The organism is Pseudoalteromonas sp. SCSIO 43095, from assembly GCF_023650455.1.
Taxonomy (GTDB): domain Bacteria; phylum Pseudomonadota; class Gammaproteobacteria; order Enterobacterales; family Alteromonadaceae; genus Pseudoalteromonas; species Pseudoalteromonas tetraodonis.
In genome coordinates this window covers 2,180,258-2,201,863 of sequence record NZ_CP087995.1, presented here as the reverse complement: position 1 = coordinate 2,201,863, position 21,606 = coordinate 2,180,258, and the positions used below count along the sequence as shown (strand labels likewise).

16 protein-coding genes are annotated in these 21,606 nt (G+C 40.0%); 9 read left to right on the top strand and 7 right to left on the bottom strand.

Annotation, left to right across the window (positions count from 1 at the left end; translation table 11 throughout):
- Positions 1-86: 86 nt before the first annotated feature.
- Together LOC50_RS10370 and LOC50_RS10365 are read right to left on the bottom strand one after the other, a co-directional pair.
- Entirely contained in the window at positions 87-1,139 is a 1,053-nt protein-coding gene (locus LOC50_RS10370) for an aldo/keto reductase (RefSeq protein WP_250653175.1), read from the bottom strand.
- 12 nt (positions 1,140-1,151) lie between these two features.
- Positions 1,152-1,583, bottom strand: a complete 432-nt coding sequence (locus LOC50_RS10365) for an acyl-CoA thioesterase (RefSeq protein ID WP_250653174.1) — start codon at positions 1,581-1,583, stop codon at positions 1,152-1,154.
- Positions 1,584-2,148: 565 nt separating this feature from the next.
- On the opposite strand from LOC50_RS10365, the gene dinB reads away from it, so the two are divergent.
- Together dinB and LOC50_RS10355 are read left to right on the top strand one after the other, a co-directional pair.
- Positions 2,149-3,204, top strand: coding sequence for a DNA polymerase IV (gene dinB, locus LOC50_RS10360; protein WP_033102619.1), 1,056 nt, complete (start codon positions 2,149-2,151; stop codon positions 3,202-3,204).
- Between the two features lie 110 nt (positions 3,205-3,314).
- Positions 3,315-4,850, top strand: a complete 1,536-nt coding sequence (locus LOC50_RS10355; protein ID WP_250653173.1) for a M17 family metallopeptidase — start codon at positions 3,315-3,317, stop codon at positions 4,848-4,850.
- 80 nt (positions 4,851-4,930) lie between these two features.
- Here the strand turns inward: LOC50_RS10355 and LOC50_RS10350 are convergent, their stop codons facing one another.
- Positions 4,931-6,568: a methyl-accepting chemotaxis protein gene (locus LOC50_RS10350; protein WP_076922085.1), complete on the bottom strand. Its 1,638-nt coding sequence runs from the start codon at positions 6,566-6,568 to the stop codon at positions 4,931-4,933.
- A 273-nt stretch (positions 6,569-6,841) separates the two neighbouring features.
- Positions 6,842-9,067: a S9 family peptidase gene (locus tag LOC50_RS10345; protein ID WP_069439227.1), complete on the bottom strand. Its 2,226-nt coding sequence runs from the start codon at positions 9,065-9,067 to the stop codon at positions 6,842-6,844.
- 107 nt (positions 9,068-9,174) lie between these two features.
- Between LOC50_RS10345 and LOC50_RS10340 the strand changes: the two genes are divergently transcribed.
- Together LOC50_RS10340 and LOC50_RS10335 are read left to right on the top strand one after the other, a co-directional pair.
- Positions 9,175-9,573 carry an HIT domain-containing protein gene (locus tag LOC50_RS10340; protein ID WP_064664261.1) on the top strand — a complete coding sequence of 133 codons (399 nt, stop codon included), beginning with the start codon at positions 9,175-9,177 and terminating at the stop codon, positions 9,571-9,573.
- A 31-nt stretch (positions 9,574-9,604) separates the two neighbouring features.
- Positions 9,605-10,135 carry a protein tyrosine phosphatase family protein gene (locus LOC50_RS10335; RefSeq protein ID WP_036979911.1) on the top strand — a complete coding sequence of 177 codons (531 nt, stop codon included), beginning with the start codon at positions 9,605-9,607 and terminating at the stop codon, positions 10,133-10,135.
- Between the two features lie 56 nt (positions 10,136-10,191).
- On the opposite strand, the gene LOC50_RS10330 is transcribed toward LOC50_RS10335, so the two are convergent.
- Positions 10,192-11,892 (bottom strand): DUF8614 domain-containing protein, encoded by a 1,701-nt coding sequence (locus LOC50_RS10330; RefSeq protein WP_138626134.1) that lies wholly within the window; start codon positions 11,890-11,892, stop codon positions 10,192-10,194.
- A gap of 303 nt (positions 11,893-12,195) precedes the next feature.
- On the opposite strand from LOC50_RS10330, the gene LOC50_RS10325 reads away from it, so the two are divergent.
- Positions 12,196-13,035 carry an HDOD domain-containing protein gene (locus LOC50_RS10325; RefSeq protein WP_250653172.1) on the top strand — a complete coding sequence of 280 codons (840 nt, stop codon included), beginning with the start codon at positions 12,196-12,198 and terminating at the stop codon, positions 13,033-13,035.
- A gap of 66 nt (positions 13,036-13,101) precedes the next feature.
- On the opposite strand, the gene rdgC is transcribed toward LOC50_RS10325, so the two are convergent.
- A complete protein-coding gene (rdgC, locus tag LOC50_RS10320) occupies positions 13,102-14,013 on the bottom strand; it encodes a recombination-associated protein RdgC (protein WP_036979903.1) in 912 nt (303 codons plus the stop codon).
- A gap of 73 nt (positions 14,014-14,086) precedes the next feature.
- Positions 14,087-15,853, bottom strand: a complete 1,767-nt coding sequence (locus LOC50_RS10315; protein WP_036979900.1) for an ATP-binding protein — start codon at positions 15,851-15,853, stop codon at positions 14,087-14,089.
- Positions 15,854-16,232: 379 nt separating this feature from the next.
- On the opposite strand from LOC50_RS10315, the gene LOC50_RS10310 reads away from it, so the two are divergent.
- The 4 genes from LOC50_RS10310 to thrC all read left to right on the top strand — a co-directional run bounded on the left by LOC50_RS10310 (position 16,233) and on the right by thrC (position 21,486).
- Positions 16,233-16,598, top strand: coding sequence for a response regulator (locus tag LOC50_RS10310; RefSeq protein WP_175416134.1), 366 nt, complete (start codon positions 16,233-16,235; stop codon positions 16,596-16,598).
- Between the two features lie 230 nt (positions 16,599-16,828).
- Positions 16,829-19,246, top strand: a complete 2,418-nt coding sequence (thrA, locus tag LOC50_RS10305; protein ID WP_250653171.1) for a bifunctional aspartate kinase/homoserine dehydrogenase I — start codon at positions 16,829-16,831, stop codon at positions 19,244-19,246.
- A 9-nt stretch (positions 19,247-19,255) separates the two neighbouring features.
- Positions 19,256-20,191 carry a homoserine kinase gene (gene thrB / locus LOC50_RS10300; protein WP_069439221.1) on the top strand — a complete coding sequence of 312 codons (936 nt, stop codon included), beginning with the start codon at positions 19,256-19,258 and terminating at the stop codon, positions 20,189-20,191.
- A gap of 11 nt (positions 20,192-20,202) precedes the next feature.
- Positions 20,203-21,486 (top strand): threonine synthase, encoded by a 1,284-nt coding sequence (gene thrC / locus LOC50_RS10295; RefSeq protein WP_250653170.1) that lies wholly within the window; start codon positions 20,203-20,205, stop codon positions 21,484-21,486.
- The last annotated feature ends 120 nt before the right edge of the window (positions 21,487-21,606 follow it).

Genomic DNA, 21,606 nt, shown 5'->3' with positions numbered 1-21,606 from the left:
ATTATACCTTGGCGCTTAAAAAATAAACATAAAGAATAGCAAAGAATCAACATTATTGAATAACATTTACCCTTTGCTTGATTTCATTAGTAAGGCATTGGATTATTTCTAAATATGATATCAATCGCTGATAACACGTCATCGCTCAGTGTTAGGTCAAACGCATCAATGTCTTCCTTTAATTGCGCCATAGTAGTGGCACCAATAATAGATGATGTCACTCCATCAACTTGATTACACCAAGCCAGCGCTAATTGAGCTGGGGTGATAGCGTGTGCATGGGCAAGTTCAACATACTCTTTGGTCGCCTTTTGTGATTGTGGCGTATCACGAAAAATACCGTTACGCTGCATAAATGTCCAGCGAGAGCCTTCAGGGCGCGATCCATTTAGGTATTTACCGGTTAATAGCCCTGCGGCCAATGGTGACCAAGGTAAATAAGCAATATCTTCATGTACACATTGTTCTATTAAATAAGGCCAATCTTTGGCATGTACTAGGCTAAACTCGTTTTGGATAGACACCATTTTTGGCAAGTTATGCTCTTTTGATAAATTTAAAAATTGGCTAATTCCCCAAGGCGTATCATCAGAAAGCCCACAATGTTTAATTTTTCCTGCTTTAACACACGCATCTAACCCCTCTAAAATATCAAGCATATCAGCGGTGTGTTGTTTTGCATCTACCTCGGTAAATTTAAGCATACCAGGCCATTGCCTAGCAAAGTGAGGGGTACGGCGATTTGGCCAGTGTAGCTGGTATAAATCAATATAGTCGGTTTGTAGGCGTTTTAGAGAATGATCAACCGCATCAATAACAGCTTGGCGGGTAATATTGCCGCCATCACGGATCCATGAAAGCCCATTACCGGCAATTTTAGTTGCAATAACAATGTCTTTTCGTTTTTGTGAATTACGTGCTATCCAATTGCCTATAATTCCTTCTGTTTTACCGTAAGTATCGGGAGAGGGAGGAACAGCATACATTTCTGCTGTGTCAATAAAGTTCACACCCTGCTCAAGCGCATAGGCTATCTGTTGGTCAGCATCATGTTGGGTGTTTTGTACTCCCCAGGTCATGCTACCTAAACACACTCTTGAAACGCTAACCCCACTACTGCCTAATTGACTATATTGCATTGCTAATCCTAATTATTCGGTTTGAGAGTTTGCTTTTAAAGCCGATAACAATGGCTCAGTGATCGTGGCTTTTTGGCCTGTTTTAAAGTCAAACATCACCACTTTTGACATGCCGGTGGTTGTTATCGCGTTTTGCGCATGACTAAACACACTGTAGTTCATTACAAAGCGGTCAGATTTAATATCACTAATGGTAATACCTACGCTTAATGTGTCGGGAAAGGTAACGGGACGCTTATAACGAATATTATTTTCACTGATCACAGGGCCTGTGGTTTTAGCATTGATAGTATCAAATAAATTTAATTTATTTAAAAAGTCGATTCTGGCTATTTCAAAATAACGAAGATAAACACAGTTATTAACATGCTGTAGGGCATCCATATCGCCCCATGCTACAGTAATGTCGGTATGAATAGGGTGTTGTTGTTTAAACGTTTCCATGTATTTATTGCTCTTAGTTTTAAAGCATTTAGATTAGCAATATGGTCGGATGAGCTCAAGGGAATTATAACTAGGGGGGGAGCTACTCTGTATTGCCCTCATGGATGTAAATAAGGGACGTAAGCAGAACATGGAAGCTTTGCGCCTTTTTTATTTAAACCATTAGGCTATAAACCTTGCGCCGCGGGTAAACTGCCTCAGATTGAACAAACCTTAACCTTAAAAGAACAACAGTGCTAAATAAAAACCCTTGAGTAAAAATTGTACCTCTTTAAATTCATGGCTATAGTAACTATTAACACACAAGGAGATAACTATGCAGGATATAATTAATTGGTTATTGGCATGCACCGTTTTTATAGCGTCGTTTACTTGTTACGCTATGGGTAATGAGGCTGGGGCAATTGTTTTGATTTTATTAGGCTTTTCTTTAGAAATTTTATTTTGGATGTATTGTTTTAATAAGCCAAAGAAAAGTAAACGCTCTTTTTAAGCAATAACATGCTTGCTAATTAAAAGTGATTCCACAATAATGGCTGTATAAATAAACAGTTATTATTGTGTGATGAAAAAGTTTATTCATATAGATATGGACTGCTTTTATGCGGCCGTAGAAATGCGCGACAATCCTAAGCTTGCCAGCGTACCACTGGCAATTGGCGGAAATAGTCGCCGTGGAGTGCTCTCTACCGCTAACTATATTGCCAGAGAGTATGGGGTGCGCTCTGCTATGTCTAACTATCATGCCAAACAGCTTTGCCCTGACTTAGTTATTGTGCCTGGCAGAATGGCTGTTTATAAACAAGTATCAACACAGATCCGCGCCATTTTTAACCGCTATACTGACCTAGTAGAACCTCTTTCGCTTGATGAAGCATATTTAGATGTGAGCCACAGTACTGCTTTTAAGGGCAGTGCAACGTTAATTGCAGAGCAAATTCGTACCGATATTTTTAATACCACAGGACTGACTGCATCTGCAGGTATTGCCCCAATAAAGTTTATTGCCAAAATAGCCAGTGATGAAAATAAGCCTAATGGGCAATTTGTGGTATTGCCTGAGCAGGTTGACTCGTTTTTAGCCCAATTGCCATTAGGTAAAATTCCAGGAGTGGGTAAAGTAACTCTAGAAAAGCTTAATTTAAAAGGGTTATACACGGGGCAAGATGTGCGCGAAAAAGGGGCTAATTGGATGCAACAGCATGTGGGTAATTTTGGTGTGTCGTTATATCAAAAGTGCATGGGTGAACATATAGGGCGAGTTTCAACTGAGCGGGTACGTAAGTCATTGAGTGTGGAACATACTTATGAATACAACAAAAACAGCCTAGATGAATGCCTTGAACAATTACCGCAACTGTTAGATGAACTCGTGGTTCGATTAAATAAACAGCAACTACAACATAAAATTAATAAATTAAGTGTTAAAGTTAAATTTGCTAATTTTGTAGTGACCTCAGCAGATCAAGCTGCGCATCAATTAAACACGGCTATTTTTAAAGAGTTACTCGCCAAAGCCTATCAACGTGGATTACAACAACCGGTGCGCTTATTAGGAATTGGCGTGGGTATTAAAAACCAACCAGAGCATAATTTACAGCTTAGTATTTTAGATGTGTAAAACGCGTAACTCCAAGTTGCCAGTAAGTAAGCAGGTTATCGCAGTACACTGGTTATAAATTGCTAAATAAATAATAATAGGGACTACGTTTTCTAACAGGATCCTTTTTTATGGCATATCCAAAAGCAGTACTGGCAAAGCCGGTAAGTGCAAGCCTAGATTGTACATCGCATGATGCACTTATTATTATCAGCAACGACTTTTTTCATTTACCAAATACGCCACTGCGTGATGCAATTTTAGACCAAGCCCAAGTAGACTCTCGCATCGGCAACCAAGTCACCTTGTTAGTGATTGCCGGTAAACGTGTCGTGTTAGCGCCAACAGGCCCTTTAAATAGAGATTATGATGACGTTCGTCGTTATTTTGATGCAGCCAAATTAGCCATTAATGAGGCAAAAGCATCAGGTAGTGTTAACCCTGCTATTTATTTACCCGCTTTAAATACAAATGGCCGTTATCAACACGCTCTTGAAGTGGCTTACTTAGGCGCATGCCAAGCATTATGGCAACCCCTAGAAGCGCGTGAATTTCATGGTCAAGGTATTGAGCCTATTACTCAAATAGGCTTAATTGATGCCAATGAGCAAACAATTAAAGCAGTCAATGCGTTAGCTGCCGGGCAATATGCCGCACGTGATTTATGTGGCACCGAGCCTGAGCGCATGGCCCCCCCACGTTTTGCCGATTACTGTAGTGAGTTATTTGAAAATAGTGCGGTGAGCGTTGATGTGATTGATGATTTAGCTGCCATTGATAAGCATTACCCCATGCTAAGTACCGTTGCTCGTGCGTCGTATGCGGTAGAGCGCCATCATCCACGCGTTGTTAAACTTGAATACGTGCCTGAGGGTGAAGTAACCCGAACACTGATGTTTGTTGGTAAAGGTTTAGTCTATGACACGGGCGGTGCAGATTTAAAAGTCGGTGGTTTTATGGCGGGCATGAGCCGCGATAAAGGCGGTGCGGCCTCGGTTGCTGGATTTATGAAAGCTGTAGCAGATTATCAGCCTAAAGGCGTTAAAGTGATTGCCTTTTTAGCGGTTGTACGCAACTCCATTGGTTCAGATTGTTTTGTCCCTGATGAAATAATTACTAGCCGTGAAGGTGTGCGAGTACGTATTGGTAATACCGATGCCGAAGGGCGTTTAGCTATGGGTGATTTACTTAGCGAAATGAAAGATTTAGCTAAAAACGAAATAAATCCAACGTTGTTTACAGTGGCTACTTTAACAGGGCATGCTGCGCGCGCGATGGGACCATATGGCGCATATGTTGAGAATGGACCAGCGCGTAGTGCTAATATTTCACGCCAATTGGCCGATTGTGGTGATTTATGGGCTGACGGTGCTGAAGTGTCGCGTTCACGCCGTGAAGATTATGATTTTATAAAACCACGCACTTTAGCTGACGATGTGCTTTCTAGTAATAATGCGGCTTCTGCTGTCACAGCGCGCGGCCATCAATTCCCTATGGCATTTTTAGCTGTGGTAGGTGGATTAGATAAGCATGGTAATGAATCTACTTTACCACTTCCTTATGTACATATGGATATTGCTGGTAGTGGCGTTGAAGGCGGCGACTGGCAACATGGTAAACCAACTGCAGCGTCAGTTAGCAGTTTATTTGCCCGCTATTGTTTATAATTTTCTATAAATAATCTTAAAAAGCCCTGAAAATCAGGGCTTTTTAATTGGTCAAAGATATTTATTATCCGGAGTTAAGGTTAACTAAGCTTAAAGCGCGATACCACGCTTGATAACTCAACACTGCTTTGTTTGAGTTTGTCGCTAGCGCGAGTTAAATCTTTAGTGTTACCCAATGATTGCTTTGTAGATTGTGATAAATCATTAATTCTTAAATTCACCTCGTCTGCGGCTGATGTTTGCTGCTCTGTGGCGCGAGCAATTTGGCCGTTCATATCGGTGATCACCGATACCAGCCTGTCTATTTCATCAAGTGATGCATTAGCAGAAGAGGCTTGTTCAACCGTAGAAATAGAAATCTCTTGGCTAGATTTTACCGCTTCAACTGCAGCTTTAGCCCCTTCTTGCAGCTTAGCTATCATAGCTTGAATTTCATCCGTGCTTTTACCTGTCCGGCTGGCAAGTGTTCTTACTTCGTCGGCTACAACTGCAAAGCCTCTTCCATGTTCACCTGCTCTTGCAGCTTCAATAGCTGCGTTTAGCGCTAACAGATTGGTTTGTTCAGCAATGCTTCTAATAACATCAAGTACCGAGCCAATATTATTACTCTCTTGAGCAAGTTCGGCGGTCACTTTGCTGACAGTTTCTATATTACTAGAGAGGGTTTCAATGGCGGTAATGGTTTTCGACACTACATTTTTACCCGTTGATGCATTACTAGCAGCATCATTTGCGGCTTGCTCAGCAGCTTCGGCATTACGGCTAACATCATGAATTTGATGAGTCATTTGCTCCATTGCCGCGGCTACTTGGCTGCTACTGTCGTTTTGAAGCTCAATAAACGACTGGCTGGTTTTGCTAGAATCATCGACTGCATGGGCATGCTCGTTTACATCGTTTGCGCTTTTGGCAACCAACACCAAAGACTCCCTAATTTTAGAGACAAATAAATTAAATGATCTCGACAGTTGAGATATTTCATCATTGCCATTTTCGTTAAGAGTACGAGTTAAATCCCCCTCACCTTGAGAGATATCTTTCATCATTTCTGCTGCTAAACGGGTCGGCGTTAAAATACTGTGACCAATAAAGTAGCTAAAAAGTACGACAACGACGAGCATAATCATTACATTGATAACGATAATAGTACGTTGCTGCGAAAAGGCACTGTCTATAGTATCGAGGTAAACGCCCGAGCCGATGATCCATTGCCACTGATTAAAGCCTTTTACATACGCAATTTTATCTACGGGTTTGTCGCTGCCGGGTTTTGGCCACTTGTAAGGCACATAGCCTTCGCCTGATTTTTTAACAACATCAACCATTTCAACAAATAAAGGGGTGCCATCAGGGTCTTTATTATTCGTTAAATCTTTCCCTTCAAGGGCTGGTTTAATTGGATGCATTACCATGGTTGGCTGATAATTGTTGATCCAAAAATAGTTAGTATCATCGTAACGCAATGAGCGTATTGAGGCCATCGCTTGAGATTGTGCTTGTGCACGAGTGAGTGTTTGACTTTGTTCAAGCGCTGCGTAGTGTGTAATGATGCTATAAGCAGTTTCCACCACATTTTTTGTTTTTAGATATTGCTCATTTTTAAGCGATTTATATTGATTACTTAAACTCGAAATACTCAATACAATTAAACCAAAAATTACAATCCCTACTAAAATGGCTAAACGTTGAAATATAGTAAAACGACGGAGGTTTGGCATATGCATGTTCCCGTATTAGAGCATTATTTCTCTTAAATAAGCATAGTTAAAATATAGGCTAATACGGTTTTATTTTCCTTATATTGTATTTTTAATACTCTCTTTGTTAACTAGTTTGCGTAAATACAATAAAAAGGATAGGCCGAACTTTTATTTAACGGGTGCTTATAATGAATTTAATTATTGTTTGTTGACGTTTCAATATAGCTTATCTGCATAAAAAAAGGCTGATACTTGTATCAGCCTTTAGTCGAATAATTAACCCAATTTTAGTTACTTTGTATTAAAATTACGGTTAAAGAAGTTTGTTATAGTTTGATGTAAATGAGTTTGAACTTGTTTACCGCGAAGGCTATGTTTTGAGCCCGGGTAAGTCATCATTTCAAACTGTTGATTGTTATCTTGCAGCTGTTTAAACAATTTAGTGGCATGGGTAAATAATACGTTGTCATCGGCCATACCATGGTAAATCATTAATGGGCCTTTTAAGCCTTCAGCGTATGGGAACACCGCACTGTCGATATAGCCTTGGGCATTAGTATCAGGGTGACCCAAATAGCGCTCGGTATAATGGGTGTCGTATAGAGCCCAGTCGGTAACCGGAGCACCAGATACACCCGCGCTGAAGTAATCGCCTGCTTTAAACATGGTCATTAGCGCCATATAACCACCGTAGCTGTGGCCGTATATGCCTATGCGAGCAGGGTCTACGTAATCAAGAGTACGTAAAAACTCAACGCCTTTGATTTGATCCGCCACCTCTACAACGCCTAAGTGCTTATAAATTGCATCTTCAAACTTCTTACCGCGATTGTAAGAGCCTCGGTTATCAAGTTGAAAAATTACATAACCTTGTTGCGCCATGTATTGAAAATATAAATTTTTACTGCGCCAGCTATTGGTTACTCGCTGAGCATGAGGACCACCGTAAACGTTGACAATAACCGGATGCTTTTTACCTTTTGCCATATTTGCTGGTTTAAATAAACGGTAATGCATAATTTGGCCGTCTTCAGCGGTAATTGTTCCGTATTCGGGCTGGGCTAAATCAGTTAGATACGGGGTAAGTGGGTGAGAGTCATCAAGCTTATTCTCTTCAAGCCACGTAATAAACTCACCATTAATTTTGCGCAGTGCAGCTGAATTTGGCTTATTAACCGATGAGCTATTATCAATGAAAGTTTTATTATCTTTCGCTAGAACGACATTATGGTATTGGCCTTTTTCAGTAATGCGCTTCATAGCCCCTTTTTTAAATAAAGGCGCACTGTATAAATGGCTCTCTAGCGGGGTATCTTTACGTGCAGCAAAGTAAACAACGCCATTTTTTTCATCTATCCCTTTTAGGCTATCTACGACCCAATCACCTGCGGTAATCTGGCGGATAAGTTGGCCGTTATTACGATATAAATAAAGGTGCTTAAATCCATCGCGCTCTGAGGCCCATACAAAATGCTTTTTATCTTTTAAAAATTCAAGGTCAAAATGCAAGTTGATCCAGGTATCACTTTTTTCAGTTAAAGCAACGGTTTGCTGTTTTGTTTTAGTGTTGTAAAAACGTAATTCTAAGCTATGTTGCGAGCGGTTTTGCCATTGATAAGAGAGCGTATTGCTGTCGTTTAGCCACTTAGCGCGGGCAATATAAATATCTTTATCGTCGCCTAAGTCAATCCAGTCAACTGCTTGATCATTAAGCTTTACCACCCCAAGTTGAATGTCAACATTATTGGTGCCAGTAAATGGATAACGCTGGTTAAATAGTTTTACTTCATCAGCATAAATTTCGTTACGAATCGCTTCTTGAACAGGGCTTTCATCAACGCGAGTAAAGGCGATTTTAGATTCATCATTTGCCCACCAATAACCGGTCATACGGCTCATTTCTTCTTGCGCCACAAATTCGGCCATGCCGTTTTTAATTACGCCACCGCCATCTTTACTTAACTGAATTTCTTTACCTGAAGCCAGCTCTAGTGCATATAGGTTTTGCTCTCGGATAAAGGATACGAAATTTCCTTTTGGAGAGAAACGCGCATCGGTTTCAAATGCGTCTGTGTTAGTCAGCTTTTTACTATTTTTAGCATCTAAGTCATAGTAATAAAGATCGCCATTAAGAGGGAATAACAGTGCTTTCCCATCTTTTGACCATTTATATTCAAGGATACCTTTTCCAAAAATACGTTGGCGTTCGCGGCGTGCTTTTTCTTCATCGGAGAGATTTTCTGGGCCTGAAAATAACTGCGCCGAATCAACTAACAACCGGTTGGTATTATCTTTTAAATTATATTCCCATAAATCGTAGCGGTTATAGTCATCGGTTTTACCTTGTAAGTAGGTAACTCGGCTACCATCAGGCGAAAACTTAAGTTGTACCGGAGATTTGCCTGCTAAGCTCGGATCATCAAATATACGCTCAAGCGTTAGCGGCTCAGCTTCTGCGCTTAATGCGCCCGCGAGTAGGGGAATTGCCAGTGAGAGATGTTTTAGTTTTTTTAACACAGGATTGCCTTTACTTACATAAAATTATCTCGATGGTAAAGCACAAGCGTGTGCAACTGCAACTAAATGCTATAAAGTGTGCGGTAAAATAATCTAAGGACTTTAACATGAGCAAAACATCATTTACCTTAGCACCTGAACTGAAAAGAGATTGTATTGAACTGGCTGATTGGCCACTTTGTAAGGTGTTGCTATTAAACGACAGCCAATATCCTTGGTTTGTATTGGTCCCCAGAATAGCGGGCTTAAAAGAGATTATTGATTTAACCGAGCAGCAACAAATTACTTATTTACACGAGTCAGCGAAACTCAGTCATTTGTTAATGGAGGTGTTTAATCCTGATAAGTTAAATGTAGCCGCATTGGGTAATATGGTGCCGCAATTACACATTCATCATATAGCGCGTTTTAAAACAGATATTGCATGGCCTGCGCCTGTATGGGGCAAGTTTCCGAGTGTGCCTTATACTCATGAGCAGATAGAGCAATTAAAAGCGCATTTTTAAAAATCAAAATGAGTTACTTTGAGGGGATAGTATGAAATTAATCAAACAACTCTGTACAAGTGTATTTATTGCTGCAGTTGCAGTATCAACAGTGATAGCCAGTGAGCAACCTGTAGTTATAGATGTGGTAAATAACGCTAATATTAAAAACTTTGCAGCACATAACAACTTGGTTTTTTCAGCAGCCCAGCCCAGTGATGCACAGTTTAAGCAATTGTCGCAAGCTAATGTTAAGCATGTTATTAATTTACGTGCAGCAGATGAGCAAGACTGGGATGAAGGGGCATTAGTCAATTCTTTAGGAATGAGCTATCACGCAATTGAGATTGCAGGTGCACAAGATGTAAACATCGACAATGCAAAACGATTAGCTAGCCTTTTAGAAGAACTTAAAGGTGAGTCAGTGGTTGTTCATTGTGCGAGCAGTAATCGTGTTGGTGCGCTAATGGCTATTTCAGCCCATCAACAAGGTGCTGATATAGAGTCTGCGATTGAAACCGGTAAGCAGTGGGGAATGGCAAGCCTTGAGCCGGTTGTTCGTAAAGTGATGAGTGATAAATAATTTAAATAATAAAAAAGCGTTACAGTGTAACGCTTTTTTTATGTGGTTGGTTTTTATTAATTAAGGCCAAGTACCTCTTTACCTTGTTTGAAGGTAACATCTACAGGGATGTTCGCTTTGCTTAACTTTTCTAAATCTTTAGCTAGTTCCGCTTTAATATCGCCATGAGTTGCAATCAGTTGATCAACTTTTTCGTAATCACCGTCACCTTGTAGGGTTAAAATAAGGCGCGATAATTTAGCCATAGCGTCGCCCATTTTATCCATGTTGATGCTATACAAGCCGTCTTCATTTTTAGAGAAGGCACCTTCTTGAGCAAAAAAGTTAAAGCGGATCATATTTGCTTTACCATGTGCACTTGATGCACCAAAGCGCACTGAGCGGAAAATACCCGCCATAAAAGTGGTGTAGTAATCTTCTAATGTACCTTCGGTGATTTCACCTTTTTTAAGTAACTGTTCAACCATGTATAAACCAAGAATATCGGCTTTACCTTCTTCCAAGGCGCTAGCGTGCTCTTGAAGTGATTGGCGAACAGTACCTTTACCCGTTATGGTGTTTTTAATTCCTAAACCGTGAGCTACTTCATGGAACATAGTATTAGCAAAAAATGCATCAAAGGTAATGTGTTTACGTTGCTCTGGCACAATTAACTGCTCTGCGATAGGGACTAAAATTTTATCAAACTTCGCTCGCATTGCATTTTTAAGCTGTAAGCGACGTGTGCCTTTTTCTAGCTGCACTTGCTCATCATTGGGTAAGTTAATTGCAATGGTTTTACTGCCGGCATTTGAGTGCCCAGCATAATAAACAACATCGTAGGCATTTAAGTCAGCATCTGATCCTGGTACTTCTTGCTTGTACTTGCTATCAACAGGTAAGCCTTTTTGCAGCTCAGGTAAAAAGGCAGCAAATTTAGCCAGGCGCTCGCTCCATTTTAAATCTTTAATTAGTACATACGATTCATAGGCAGCACGGTAACCAAATAATTGGTCTTCGTAGTTTTCAATTGGGCCAATAACAACATCGATAGGATTATTTTTCATATCCATCCAAGCAAAGTCAGAGGCTTGGAAGTCATCGCTTTGTATTGCGTCAGCTCGTAAGTTTAGGTAGTTGGCAAATTCTTTGTCGTCAGCTAATTTGCTAGCGTCTCTAAGTAACTTAGCTGCTTGGGCAAGTTCTACGGCATATTCTTCTGAATAAGGCGTGCTGTATAAATTACCTAGTTCATCGCGTTTAATAAGTGAGTAAAGCCCTGTTTTATCTTTTACATCAGCGTTATTAAGCTCTTCTTTGGTGATGTCGGCCGGATAAAAACCTGCCCCAAGCGGCTTTTCTTTATAGCCAGATAAAAATACTTCATCGCCATTTAAGCGATCCCATGGGCCGTAGTTTATATCTGCAAACTGACGTACTTTTTCATCATCTAATTGTGCTAAAAAGCTTTGTTTATCTTCACCAAATGCTTGTTTCCAAAATAAATCGTCCATAATTTTTGAAGCATCAATAAGCTTGGCAACCATGGCTTTTTGGTTATCAGATAAGTGTGACAAATCGCTTTGTAAGCTAAAGTCTGTGTATATGTCTAAGCGTTGACGGTCAATATTAACGAGTGTTGGCCCTGAAGGCGCTTGAGAAGCCGTTGGCGCTGAGCTTTGCGGCGTATTGTTTGAAGACGGTGCTTGCTCAGAGCAGGCACTAAGAAAAACGATGCCAGAGAGCAGTATTGCTTGGCTAATTTTATTTAAGTTCATTATTTTGCCTTTAAAAAGTCTATTTTATAACTTGTATACTGTAAATTAAGGTACTGAATGAGTATTAGTGTGCCTTAGCATGTTTGCATTAAAGCAAAACATACTAGCAAATAGCAAGTATTAGACGTTAGAGTGCACTCATGAGGGGGCGAGAGTGCACTCATGAGGGGGCGCTGGTAAATAATCAATAATTATCTACAATTCTTTTTATTTTAGGTATATGTTTAATACTACTAAGCTTTGAAATAATTAATAATATAAGACTTGCTGTAAAGTGTAGGTCATTAAGCAAAGGGATATTTTATGTCTACAGAAAATGCCTTACTCACTATTTTAGTTGACAGAATTAACAACGACACACTGGTGTTGCCTACGTTACCTGAGGTAGTGATTAAGGTTCGCCAAGCCGCAGATAACCCCGATGTTAATTTGATGCAAATGTCAGATGTGATAGCACATGATCCTGCATTGTCAGCGCGGATGATCAAAGTCGCAAATAGTGCAATTATGGGCCGAGCTGTAAAGGTGTCTAACTTGCACCAAGCTGTTACACGCATTGGGCTTAGGCAAATAAAAAATATTGCTACAGCCATTGCAATGGAGCAGTTATTTGTATCTAACAACGAGTTAATAAAAGGTTACATGGGAAAGGCGTGGCATAAAACGCTGCATGTGGCCTCGCACTCTATTTCATTAATGGAGTTTTACTTAAAAAGAAATACTCACACTTCGCTTAACCGTGATGCCATTACACTAGCTTCATTGGTTTATAATATTGGGGTGTTACCGATTTTAACTGAGGCTGAGCGACACCCAGAAGTGTTTGCCAATCCGAGTTTTTTGGCGCATGCAATTCAACGTTTAAGCGGTAAAATTGGTGGCTCAATAATGAAAGCATGGGAATTCCCTGATGTGTTTGTAGAGGTTGCACAGCACTGGGCAGATGTGAATCATCGTACTGCTGAAGTGAGTTATATCGACTTTATTCGCATTGGTGCAATCCTTGAGGGAACCCTACAAGTATCAGATAAATCTGCGGCGCTACAAACCTATATTGATAAAGGCATTTTTCTTTCATTAGAAATGTTAGAGAGTGAGGAATACTGGCATATGGTTGAAGACGTAAAAAAAATGTTTAGCTAAATTTTTGAGCAATAAAAAGCACGATTTAATCGTGCTTTTTAGTTGTAATACTATTTTATAAAGCTTTTACGCTAAATCTTCAGCATCACCTAAGCCCTGTGTAAGCTCTTCTAGCAATTGCTTAATTTCTTCAGATGCAAGAATAAAATCAGCATCTAGTTTAACCGCCATATCTTCTTTAGGAATATCGGCATTTTCTTCTTTAAGTGTTTCTGAATAGCTTAAACGTTTAATTGAGCCATCGTTTTGTAGCATAAATTTAACGCGCTCTTGCCAATCAAGGGCAAGCTTAGTAACGCGCTTACCACTTTCAAGGTGCGACTTCACTTCGTCACACGATAGGTCATGGCCTTTAAGCTTTACCTGGGCGCCACTGTCATCAGCTTCTTCAAGTTCAGCGTCTGATCCAATTGCAAAGCCCTCTGGAGTACTAAAGTTAGTAAGCCAGTCAGTTAAAAATACGTCTAAATCATAATTAGCAAACGCAGGAACAACGGGTAATGTCCCTAATGATTTACGTAATAGAGCAAGTAGTTCCTCTGCTTTATTAAAGCTTGCACTATTAACTACCACCCACCCATTTTCTTGGTCTATAAAAGCAAACTGCAAGCTCGATTTTTTAAATGCTTGTGGCAATAAGGTGTGTAAGATGTTTTCTTTTAATTCATCTTTTTCTTTTTTCTTTACTGGGCGATTTTCTTCGGCTTCAATCTGATCAACTTTTTCTGCTACCAGCTCATTTATTACCGAGGCTGGTAATACTTTTTCTTCACGCTTAGCGCACACTAAAATACTTTTTTGTGAGAAATGAGAAAGAGTTTCACCATGTTTACCAAATGCTTTTGTCCAACCAAATGTTGCCAACTCTTGGCCAGTACAAGGACGAAATAGATCTTGCTCTAATGCCTTATCAAAGTCTTCTTGTGTGTATGAAACGTCTTGTTTAAAGCGATAGCATATAAGGTTACTAAACCACATAGGGGAATGATCCATTTAAAAAATTTGTGCAATCATAGCAATAAAAGCCGCTTCTAGAAACGGCTGATTTAGCTTAATCGAGTTTAAAAAGTGGCAGGGGAGATGACATGTTTTTAGGGAACGAAATACGGTAGTGTAACCCTTGCCCGGGCTCACTACTTACTTCAATTTTACCATTGAGCGCTTGTTTTACTAGATTAAAAATAATATGGGCACCTAAGCCGCTGCCACCCTCATCACGCTTGGTGGTAAAAAATGGGTCAAATAAACGCTTTAGTTGAGCCGGTTTTAAACCTAAACCGTTATCTTGATAATTAATGATGAGGTCGTTTTCATCAGTATTCACATCTATGGTAATTTGGCCGCTGTTTATATTTTCAAAACCATGCACTAATGAGTTCATAATTAGGTTCGTAAATATTTGGCTAATGACTCCCGCAGGTAAGTTAATAATTAAATCATCTGGGCAATGTAGGCGAATGCTGTGAGATGTTTTTTTAATTTGTGGGTGCAAAGAGCGTATAACTTCGTTGATGTAGTCTTTAAAGTTAATTGTTCTTAGGGCTTCACTGGCCTGATCTACCGCAATTTGTTTAAAGCTGGTTATTAAATCTGAGGCACGTTCTAAGTTGTGAGAGAGCAGTTGAGCGCTTTGCGCTGCATCATTAATAAAGCCTTCTAACGACGCAGACGATAATGATTTATTTTTATACGCAGTTTCTATTTCGGTTAATCGCTCTTGTAGAAAAGAGGTGGCAGTAACGCCAATGCCAATAGGGGTATTAATTTCATGAGTGATCCCCGCCACTAAGCCGCCTAATACCGCCATTTTTTCTGAGCCAACCAGTTGCTCTTGCGCAAAGCTTAATTCATCGAGCGAGCTTTGTAGCTGAGTTTGTTTGCTTAACAGTTCTTGTTCGGTTTGCTTTCGTAAATCGACTTCTTCTGTTAAAACTGCTTTTTGTCGCTCTAGTTCATATTTTTGTTGTTGCAGATCGATCATTGCTTGGCTTAAATTTGATGTTTTACGCGCAACATCCTGTTCAAGTTGTAAGTTTTGTTGATCCAGTTTTTGATTGCTTTCAATTAGGTCATGCTGAGTTTGTTTTAACTCTTTTTTATACTCAACAACCTTCGAAATCAGATTGTTAAAAGAGCGTTCCATTACTTTAAGCTCGTTATTTTCATCGGTGACTATTTTAACCTGTTGACCATCAAGCTCTTCTAACTCAAGGTATTCAATTTGCTCGGTTAATTGAGTAAGGGGCTCGGTGAGTAACTTTCTAAATGCAATTAAAAATAAGATGATTAAAAAGGTTGTTTTAATCATGGCATTACCAATCAAAAAGTAGATAGAGAGCATAATGCGACTAAAAATTACATCGCGACTAGAAAATAAAGTAACATCGCCTACTTGCGTTGCTCGTCCTGAAAACTCAAAAATAAGTGGGAATGTATAGCCAAATAAACCGGCTTTGGTGTCCTCTACCATGACATCTTCTTGCACAAGTTGCTGACTGTAAAGATTGTGAATATTTAGCGCGCGGCCTAATTGAGAAATAATAGCGCCATTATCGTCACGAATAATAACCCCCTCAACCATAGGTATATCGAGTAATCCTTCGGCGGTTGTGATGGTTTGCTTTATATTTAGCTCCCAAATTGCTCTGGTTAAACTTCTACCAAAGGTCTTTTGTAATGTGCCAAGTTCATTGCGTATGTAATCTTTAGTATTGACGTACTCTGCGAAAATTTGCCCGCAGGTCACCACAAAGGTCAGTATAAAATAAACTGATAAAACCCGAGTGAGTAACTTTGTTGAAAGACTTTTTTGCGGCATGGGAGGCTTATATTTCCTTAAATTATTCAACTGTTAATGTACGCTTATAAACATTAGTTAATAAATGATTAAAAATAAACATATATTTTATAATATTGCTATTTAGCGTTGTTAAATAAGCAATCATTCTGTTTTATATGCATGGGGTTTCTGTTTGAGAACCGTTGGTTTGGATAGGCTGTTTTTTACTTGGAAATAGTTAATTTACTAATTTGTATTGTGCAATTAAGCATTTTATTGATAACTTTAATAGAAGTTACAATAAATAATCTGCTCGTTGCTAATTTGGTTATAATTTTGACTGTTGCGGATTGGGCAGCCAACTAATTTTACTGTGGGTTTAGGTGTTTTGTATAAGTTTAATTAATGAGTCATTATAATGCGTTTTTCTATTTTAGTCTGTGATGATTCCACCGTTGCTCGCAAACAGGTAATACGCTGTTTAAAAGAGTGTATTGATGCCGATATTCAGCAAGCAACTAACGGTAAAGACGCTTTGGAGCAATTGCGTCAAAGGCATTTCGATCTTTTGTGTCTTGATTTAACCATGCCTGAAGTTGACGGTATTGAAGTACTTGAGCAAATCAAAATTTCTAAAATAGAGTCTTATGTATTAGTGATCTCTGCTGATATCCAACAAGAAATGCAAGCACGTGTCGCACAACTGGGCGCAATTGATTTTATTCATAAACCAATTAATAAAACGCAACTGAGTGCAGTTTTGCATAAGTTTGGCATTTATTAATAAAATGCATGATAAAAAAGACTGTTTTATCTGCTAATTTAGGGTTGACAGAATAGCCTGTGTTAAGGCAGTCTTAAGCTTATGAAAACATTTAGTCTTGTAACGACCATTATTATTACAACCACCATTCTTACTGGATAGTGGCATAGGTCGGTGCAACAAATTTAAAGGCCTGTGTTCACTTAGAACACAGGCCTTTTTTCGTTTTATGGAATGAGGAAACATAAAAAATGCGCGTATTAAAATTTGGTGGCTCATCGCTCGCTGATTTTGCCTGTTTAGAGCAAGTTGCTGCACTCGCTAAGGCACAATTAAAAGATGAAATGTTACTGGTACTGTCAGCCCCAGGTGGCATGACGGACTCGTTAGTTAATTTAGCTAGTACTGCAGAGCAGGGGCATGACTTTAGTGAACAATGGCATTCACTGACTAGCCGATGCAACATGCTTAAAGCGGCGGTAGAGGAAAAGCAAGGAGCAGTTCAAAACTGGCCTGACTTTAACGAACTTAAAAATAAGCTTGATGGTATTGCACTGATAAAGTGCTGCCCTGATAAGGTCAGAGCATTCATTATTAGTTTTGGTGAGCGTGTTAGCGTATCGCTAATGCAAAGCCTATTAGCCGATCATAACGCGCATTATTTACAAGCAACAGATTGTATTGTTTCAACCGGCGGATACATAGACGCAGAAGCGGATTTAGTGGCCAGTAAGGCACGTTTTCAAGCCGTGTTAAAAGAATCCCCTGCGACGGTTTATATTATGCCGGGCTTTACCGCAAGTAATGATGAAGGGGAGCTCACAACGCTTGGTCGTAATGGGTCTGACTACTCGGCAGCGATTGCTGCAGCGTGTTTAGAAGCACAAGTGTGTCAAATTTGGACTGACGTTGATGGTGTTTATAGCGCCGATCCGCGCTATATCAAAAAAGCCACTAAGGTTGATTTCCTGTCTTATAAAGAAGCGATGGAGCTTTCTTATTTTGGCGCTAAAGTATTGCACCCTAAAACTATCCTACCGTGTGCAAAAGCAGGGGTGCCATGCGAAATTAAAAACACGCATAATCCAGACGCACAGGGCTCACTAATTAGTAACGATACGGTATCTGATGAACCAGTAAAAGCACTCTCAAGCTTGCAAAACTTAGCTATGTTGACCGTTTCAGGCCCAGGTATGAAGGGCAAAGTGGGCATGGCATCGAAAGTATTTAATGCATTAGCCCATGATAACGTGTCAATTGTACTTATTACCCAGTCATCATGTGAATTTAGCATTAGCTTTTGTGTGCATGAAAGCGATTTAAATCTAGCGTTAAGTGCGTTGCAAGTAGCCTTTGATTTAGAGTCAAAAGCGGGACTCATTGAGCCGGTAAATGTGCAACGTAATTTAGCAATCGTAACCTTAGTTGGTGATAACATGCGTGCCCATAAAGGGTTGGCGGCTAAGTTTTTTGCATCGCTTGCACAAGCGCAAGTAAACATTGTTGCCATAGCGCAAGATTCAACAGAAAGTGCTATTTCAGCCGTTATTGACGGTGAATTATGTAATGACGCGGTTAAAATTTGCCATGAAAACTTCTTTACTCATGTACCATCAATTGATGTGTTTTTATTGGGCTGTGGCTTAGTCGGCCAAGAGCTAATTAACCAGCTTGAGCGTCAACAAGCATGGCTTGAAAAGCGTAATATTAAATTAAACCTATATGGTGTTGCCAACTCTCGTCAATTACACCTTGATGGTAAGGGGATTGCGTTTGATGATTGGCAGCAAAAACTGGCGCAGTCAGAGCAAGCGTTTGATTTAAAACTGGTCGAGCAGTTTGTTAAGCAAAATCATTTAGTTAATCCAGTGCTAGTTGACTGTACTTCATCAGATGCCTTGGCTGCACAATATGTAGATTTTTTAAATGCAGGTTTTCATGTTGTGGCTGCCAATAAAAAAGCCACCACGAGCTCATATACGTATTACCAAGATTTAATTGCAGCAACACATAAAAATAATCGTAAGTTTTTATACGAAACTAACGTAGGTGCAGGTTTACCTGTAATCGATAACTTGCAATCGTTGTTTGGTGCAGGTGATGAGTTACTTGAGTTTAGTGGTATTTTATCAGGCTCGCTTTCATACATGTTTGGTGCACTAGAAGATGGTTTATCACTTTCTGAGGCAACAATTAAAGCCAAAGAAAGCGGGTTTACAGAGCCCGACCCACGCGATGACTTATCGGGAACTGACGTAGCACGTAAACTACTTATCATTGCACGCGAAGCCGGTATGAAATTGGAGCTTAGCGATATTGAAGTGGAGTCGGTTTTACCGCCGGGTTTTGCCCAAGATGACAATGTTGAGCAGTTTATGGCGAAATTACCTAGTTTAGATGCTGGTTTTAACGACCGTGTTCAAAGTGCAGCAAGTGAAGGTAAAGTACTTCGCTATGTAGGCACAATTAAAAATGGTCACTGTAAAGTCGGAATCGAAGCGGTGGATTCATCACATGCATTGAATGTTATTCGTGATGGTGAAAATGCGCTGGCTATTTTAAGCCAATACTACCAACCGCGTCCGTTTGTAATTCGTGGTTATGGGGCAGGCTCTGCAGTAACGGCTGCGGGTGTATTTGCAGACATCTTAAAAACATTATCTCGCTAGGAGCCAGTCATGATTGAAGTATATGCTCCGGCGTCTATTGGTAATTTTGCCGTTGGCTTTGATGCGCTGGGCGCCGCACTTGCGCCCATTGATGGCGGTTTATTAGGTGATGTGGCGATTGTTAGTGCCGCATCGAGTGATGAATTTATTTGTACAGGCGACTACGCACATAAGCTACCTAGTGATGCGCAAGAAAATTTAGCGTATCAGTGTTTAGTGCACTTTAGAGCGCATGTTGCGCCTGATATGCCTGCGGTAAAGCTCGAACTTAGGAAAAATTTGCCGATTGGTTCGGGATTAGGCTCAAGTGCCTGCTCTGTGGTGGCGACATTTGCAGCACTGGATAAATTTGCCAAAACTAATTTAAGCCAAGTAGAGCTCATTGAGCTTATGGCAGATTTTGAAGCCATTGTAAGTGGGGGGCGCCATTACGATAACATCACACCGTGTTATTTAGGCGGCTTACAGCTAACCGGTGATTTAATTCCTGATAAATCTATTGCTTTACCTGTTGATGAAAACTGGTATTACGTCGCCGCATTTCCGGGCTTTTCGCTCAATACCGCAAAAGCGCGCTCTGTTTTACCAAAAGAGCTCAGTATGCATGCCGGGGTTGAGTTTGCTCAGCGTTTATCGGCGTTTAGTAGCTTACTGTTAACAGGGCGTTTTGATGATGCATTAAGCATTATGAAAGACGAAATAGCAGAGCCATACCGTGCGCCACTTATAAGCGGCTTTAGTGATGCCAAAGCAAGCTTACCAGCACTGGGTGCTGAAGTTGTGAGTATTTCAGGCGCAGGGCCAACCTTGTTTAGTGTATGTAAAACGCTTGAAGCGGCAGAGCAATGCGCGCAGTGGCTAGAGGAAAATTACATCAATGAGCAAGGCTTTTGCCATATTTGTAAATTAGATAACGACGGCACGCGTCAATTAAATGTTTTATAGGATAAAGAGTCATGCAATTACATAATTTAAAAGAATATTCACAAAAAGTGTCGTTTGTTGAAGCTGTAAAAACAGGACTAGGGCGTAATCAAGGTGTGTTTTTTCCAGAGTCGTTAGCGCCATTAAGTGATGTTGATGCATTACTAGATATGGACTTTGTTACTCGCAGCGGCAAAATTTTATCGCACCTTATTGGTGACGAGCTACCAAGTGATACTGTTGCCCAGATGGTTAAGAATGCGTTTAACTTTCCGGTTAAGCTGGTGGAAGTTGAAGATAATACCTATTGCTTAGAGTTATTTCACGGCCCAACACTGGCATTTAAAGATTTTGGTGGCCGTTTTATGGCCGAGTGCTTGGCGCAATTTAATCAAGGTGAAAAAGTCACTATTTTAACTGCAACATCGGGTGATACCGGGGCTGCCGTAGCGCATGCTTTTTATAACAAACCAAATATTGATGTCGTTATTTTATATCCTAAAGGTAAAATTTCATTAGCGCAGCAAAAGTTATTTACAACGCTTGGTGACAACATTCACTGTTATGCGATTGAGGGTAGTTTTGATGATTGCCAAGAATTGGTTAAAAAATCATTTTTAGATGAAGAGCTAAAATCGAAGTTAGGTTTAAACTCAGCAAATTCAATTAACATTAGCCGTTTAGTCGCGCAGGTGTGTTATTACTTTGAAGCCATTGCACAGCTGCCAAAAGAAAAGCGTGCTACAGCGCATATTTCAGTACCGAGTGGTAACTTTGGTAATGTGTGTGCGGCTATGATTGGTGCGGTTATTGGTATGCCTGTAGGTAAACTAAGCGCGACTACAAATCAAAACGACACAGTACCGCGCTTTATGCTTGATAAAAAGTGGACGCCTAATGCGACAATTGAATCGCTTTCAAATGCAATGGATGTGAGTAAACCTAATAACTGGCCACGTGTGCAATCAATGTTAGATAATAACTGGTTTAGTTATGATAACTTTTATTCGGTGAGTGTTGATGAGCAGCAAACACAAACAGTGATGAAAAAAATTCAACAGCTTGGCTATATTGCAGAGCCTCACACCGCAATTGCTTACCAAGGTCTTGTAGAAAATAAGGCGGCAGATGCTGTGGGGATTTTTTTAGCGACTGCGCATCCGGCCAAATTTAAAGACAGCGTTGAGGATATCCTTAATGTTGAATTAGATATGCCAAAGCCGTTAGCTGACGCATTAGCAAAACCGTGTTTAGCCACTGATATGCACAACGATTATGGTATTTTGCGTACAGAATTGTTTAAAAAGCTAGCCTAAAAAAGGCAAATAATAAAAGCGGCTTAGGCCGCTTTTTTTGTTTATTTGTGCATCGCTTTAGACATAACGCATAAGCTATATAAATGTAGTAAATAAAATTCATTTAAAATTGTTATTAGT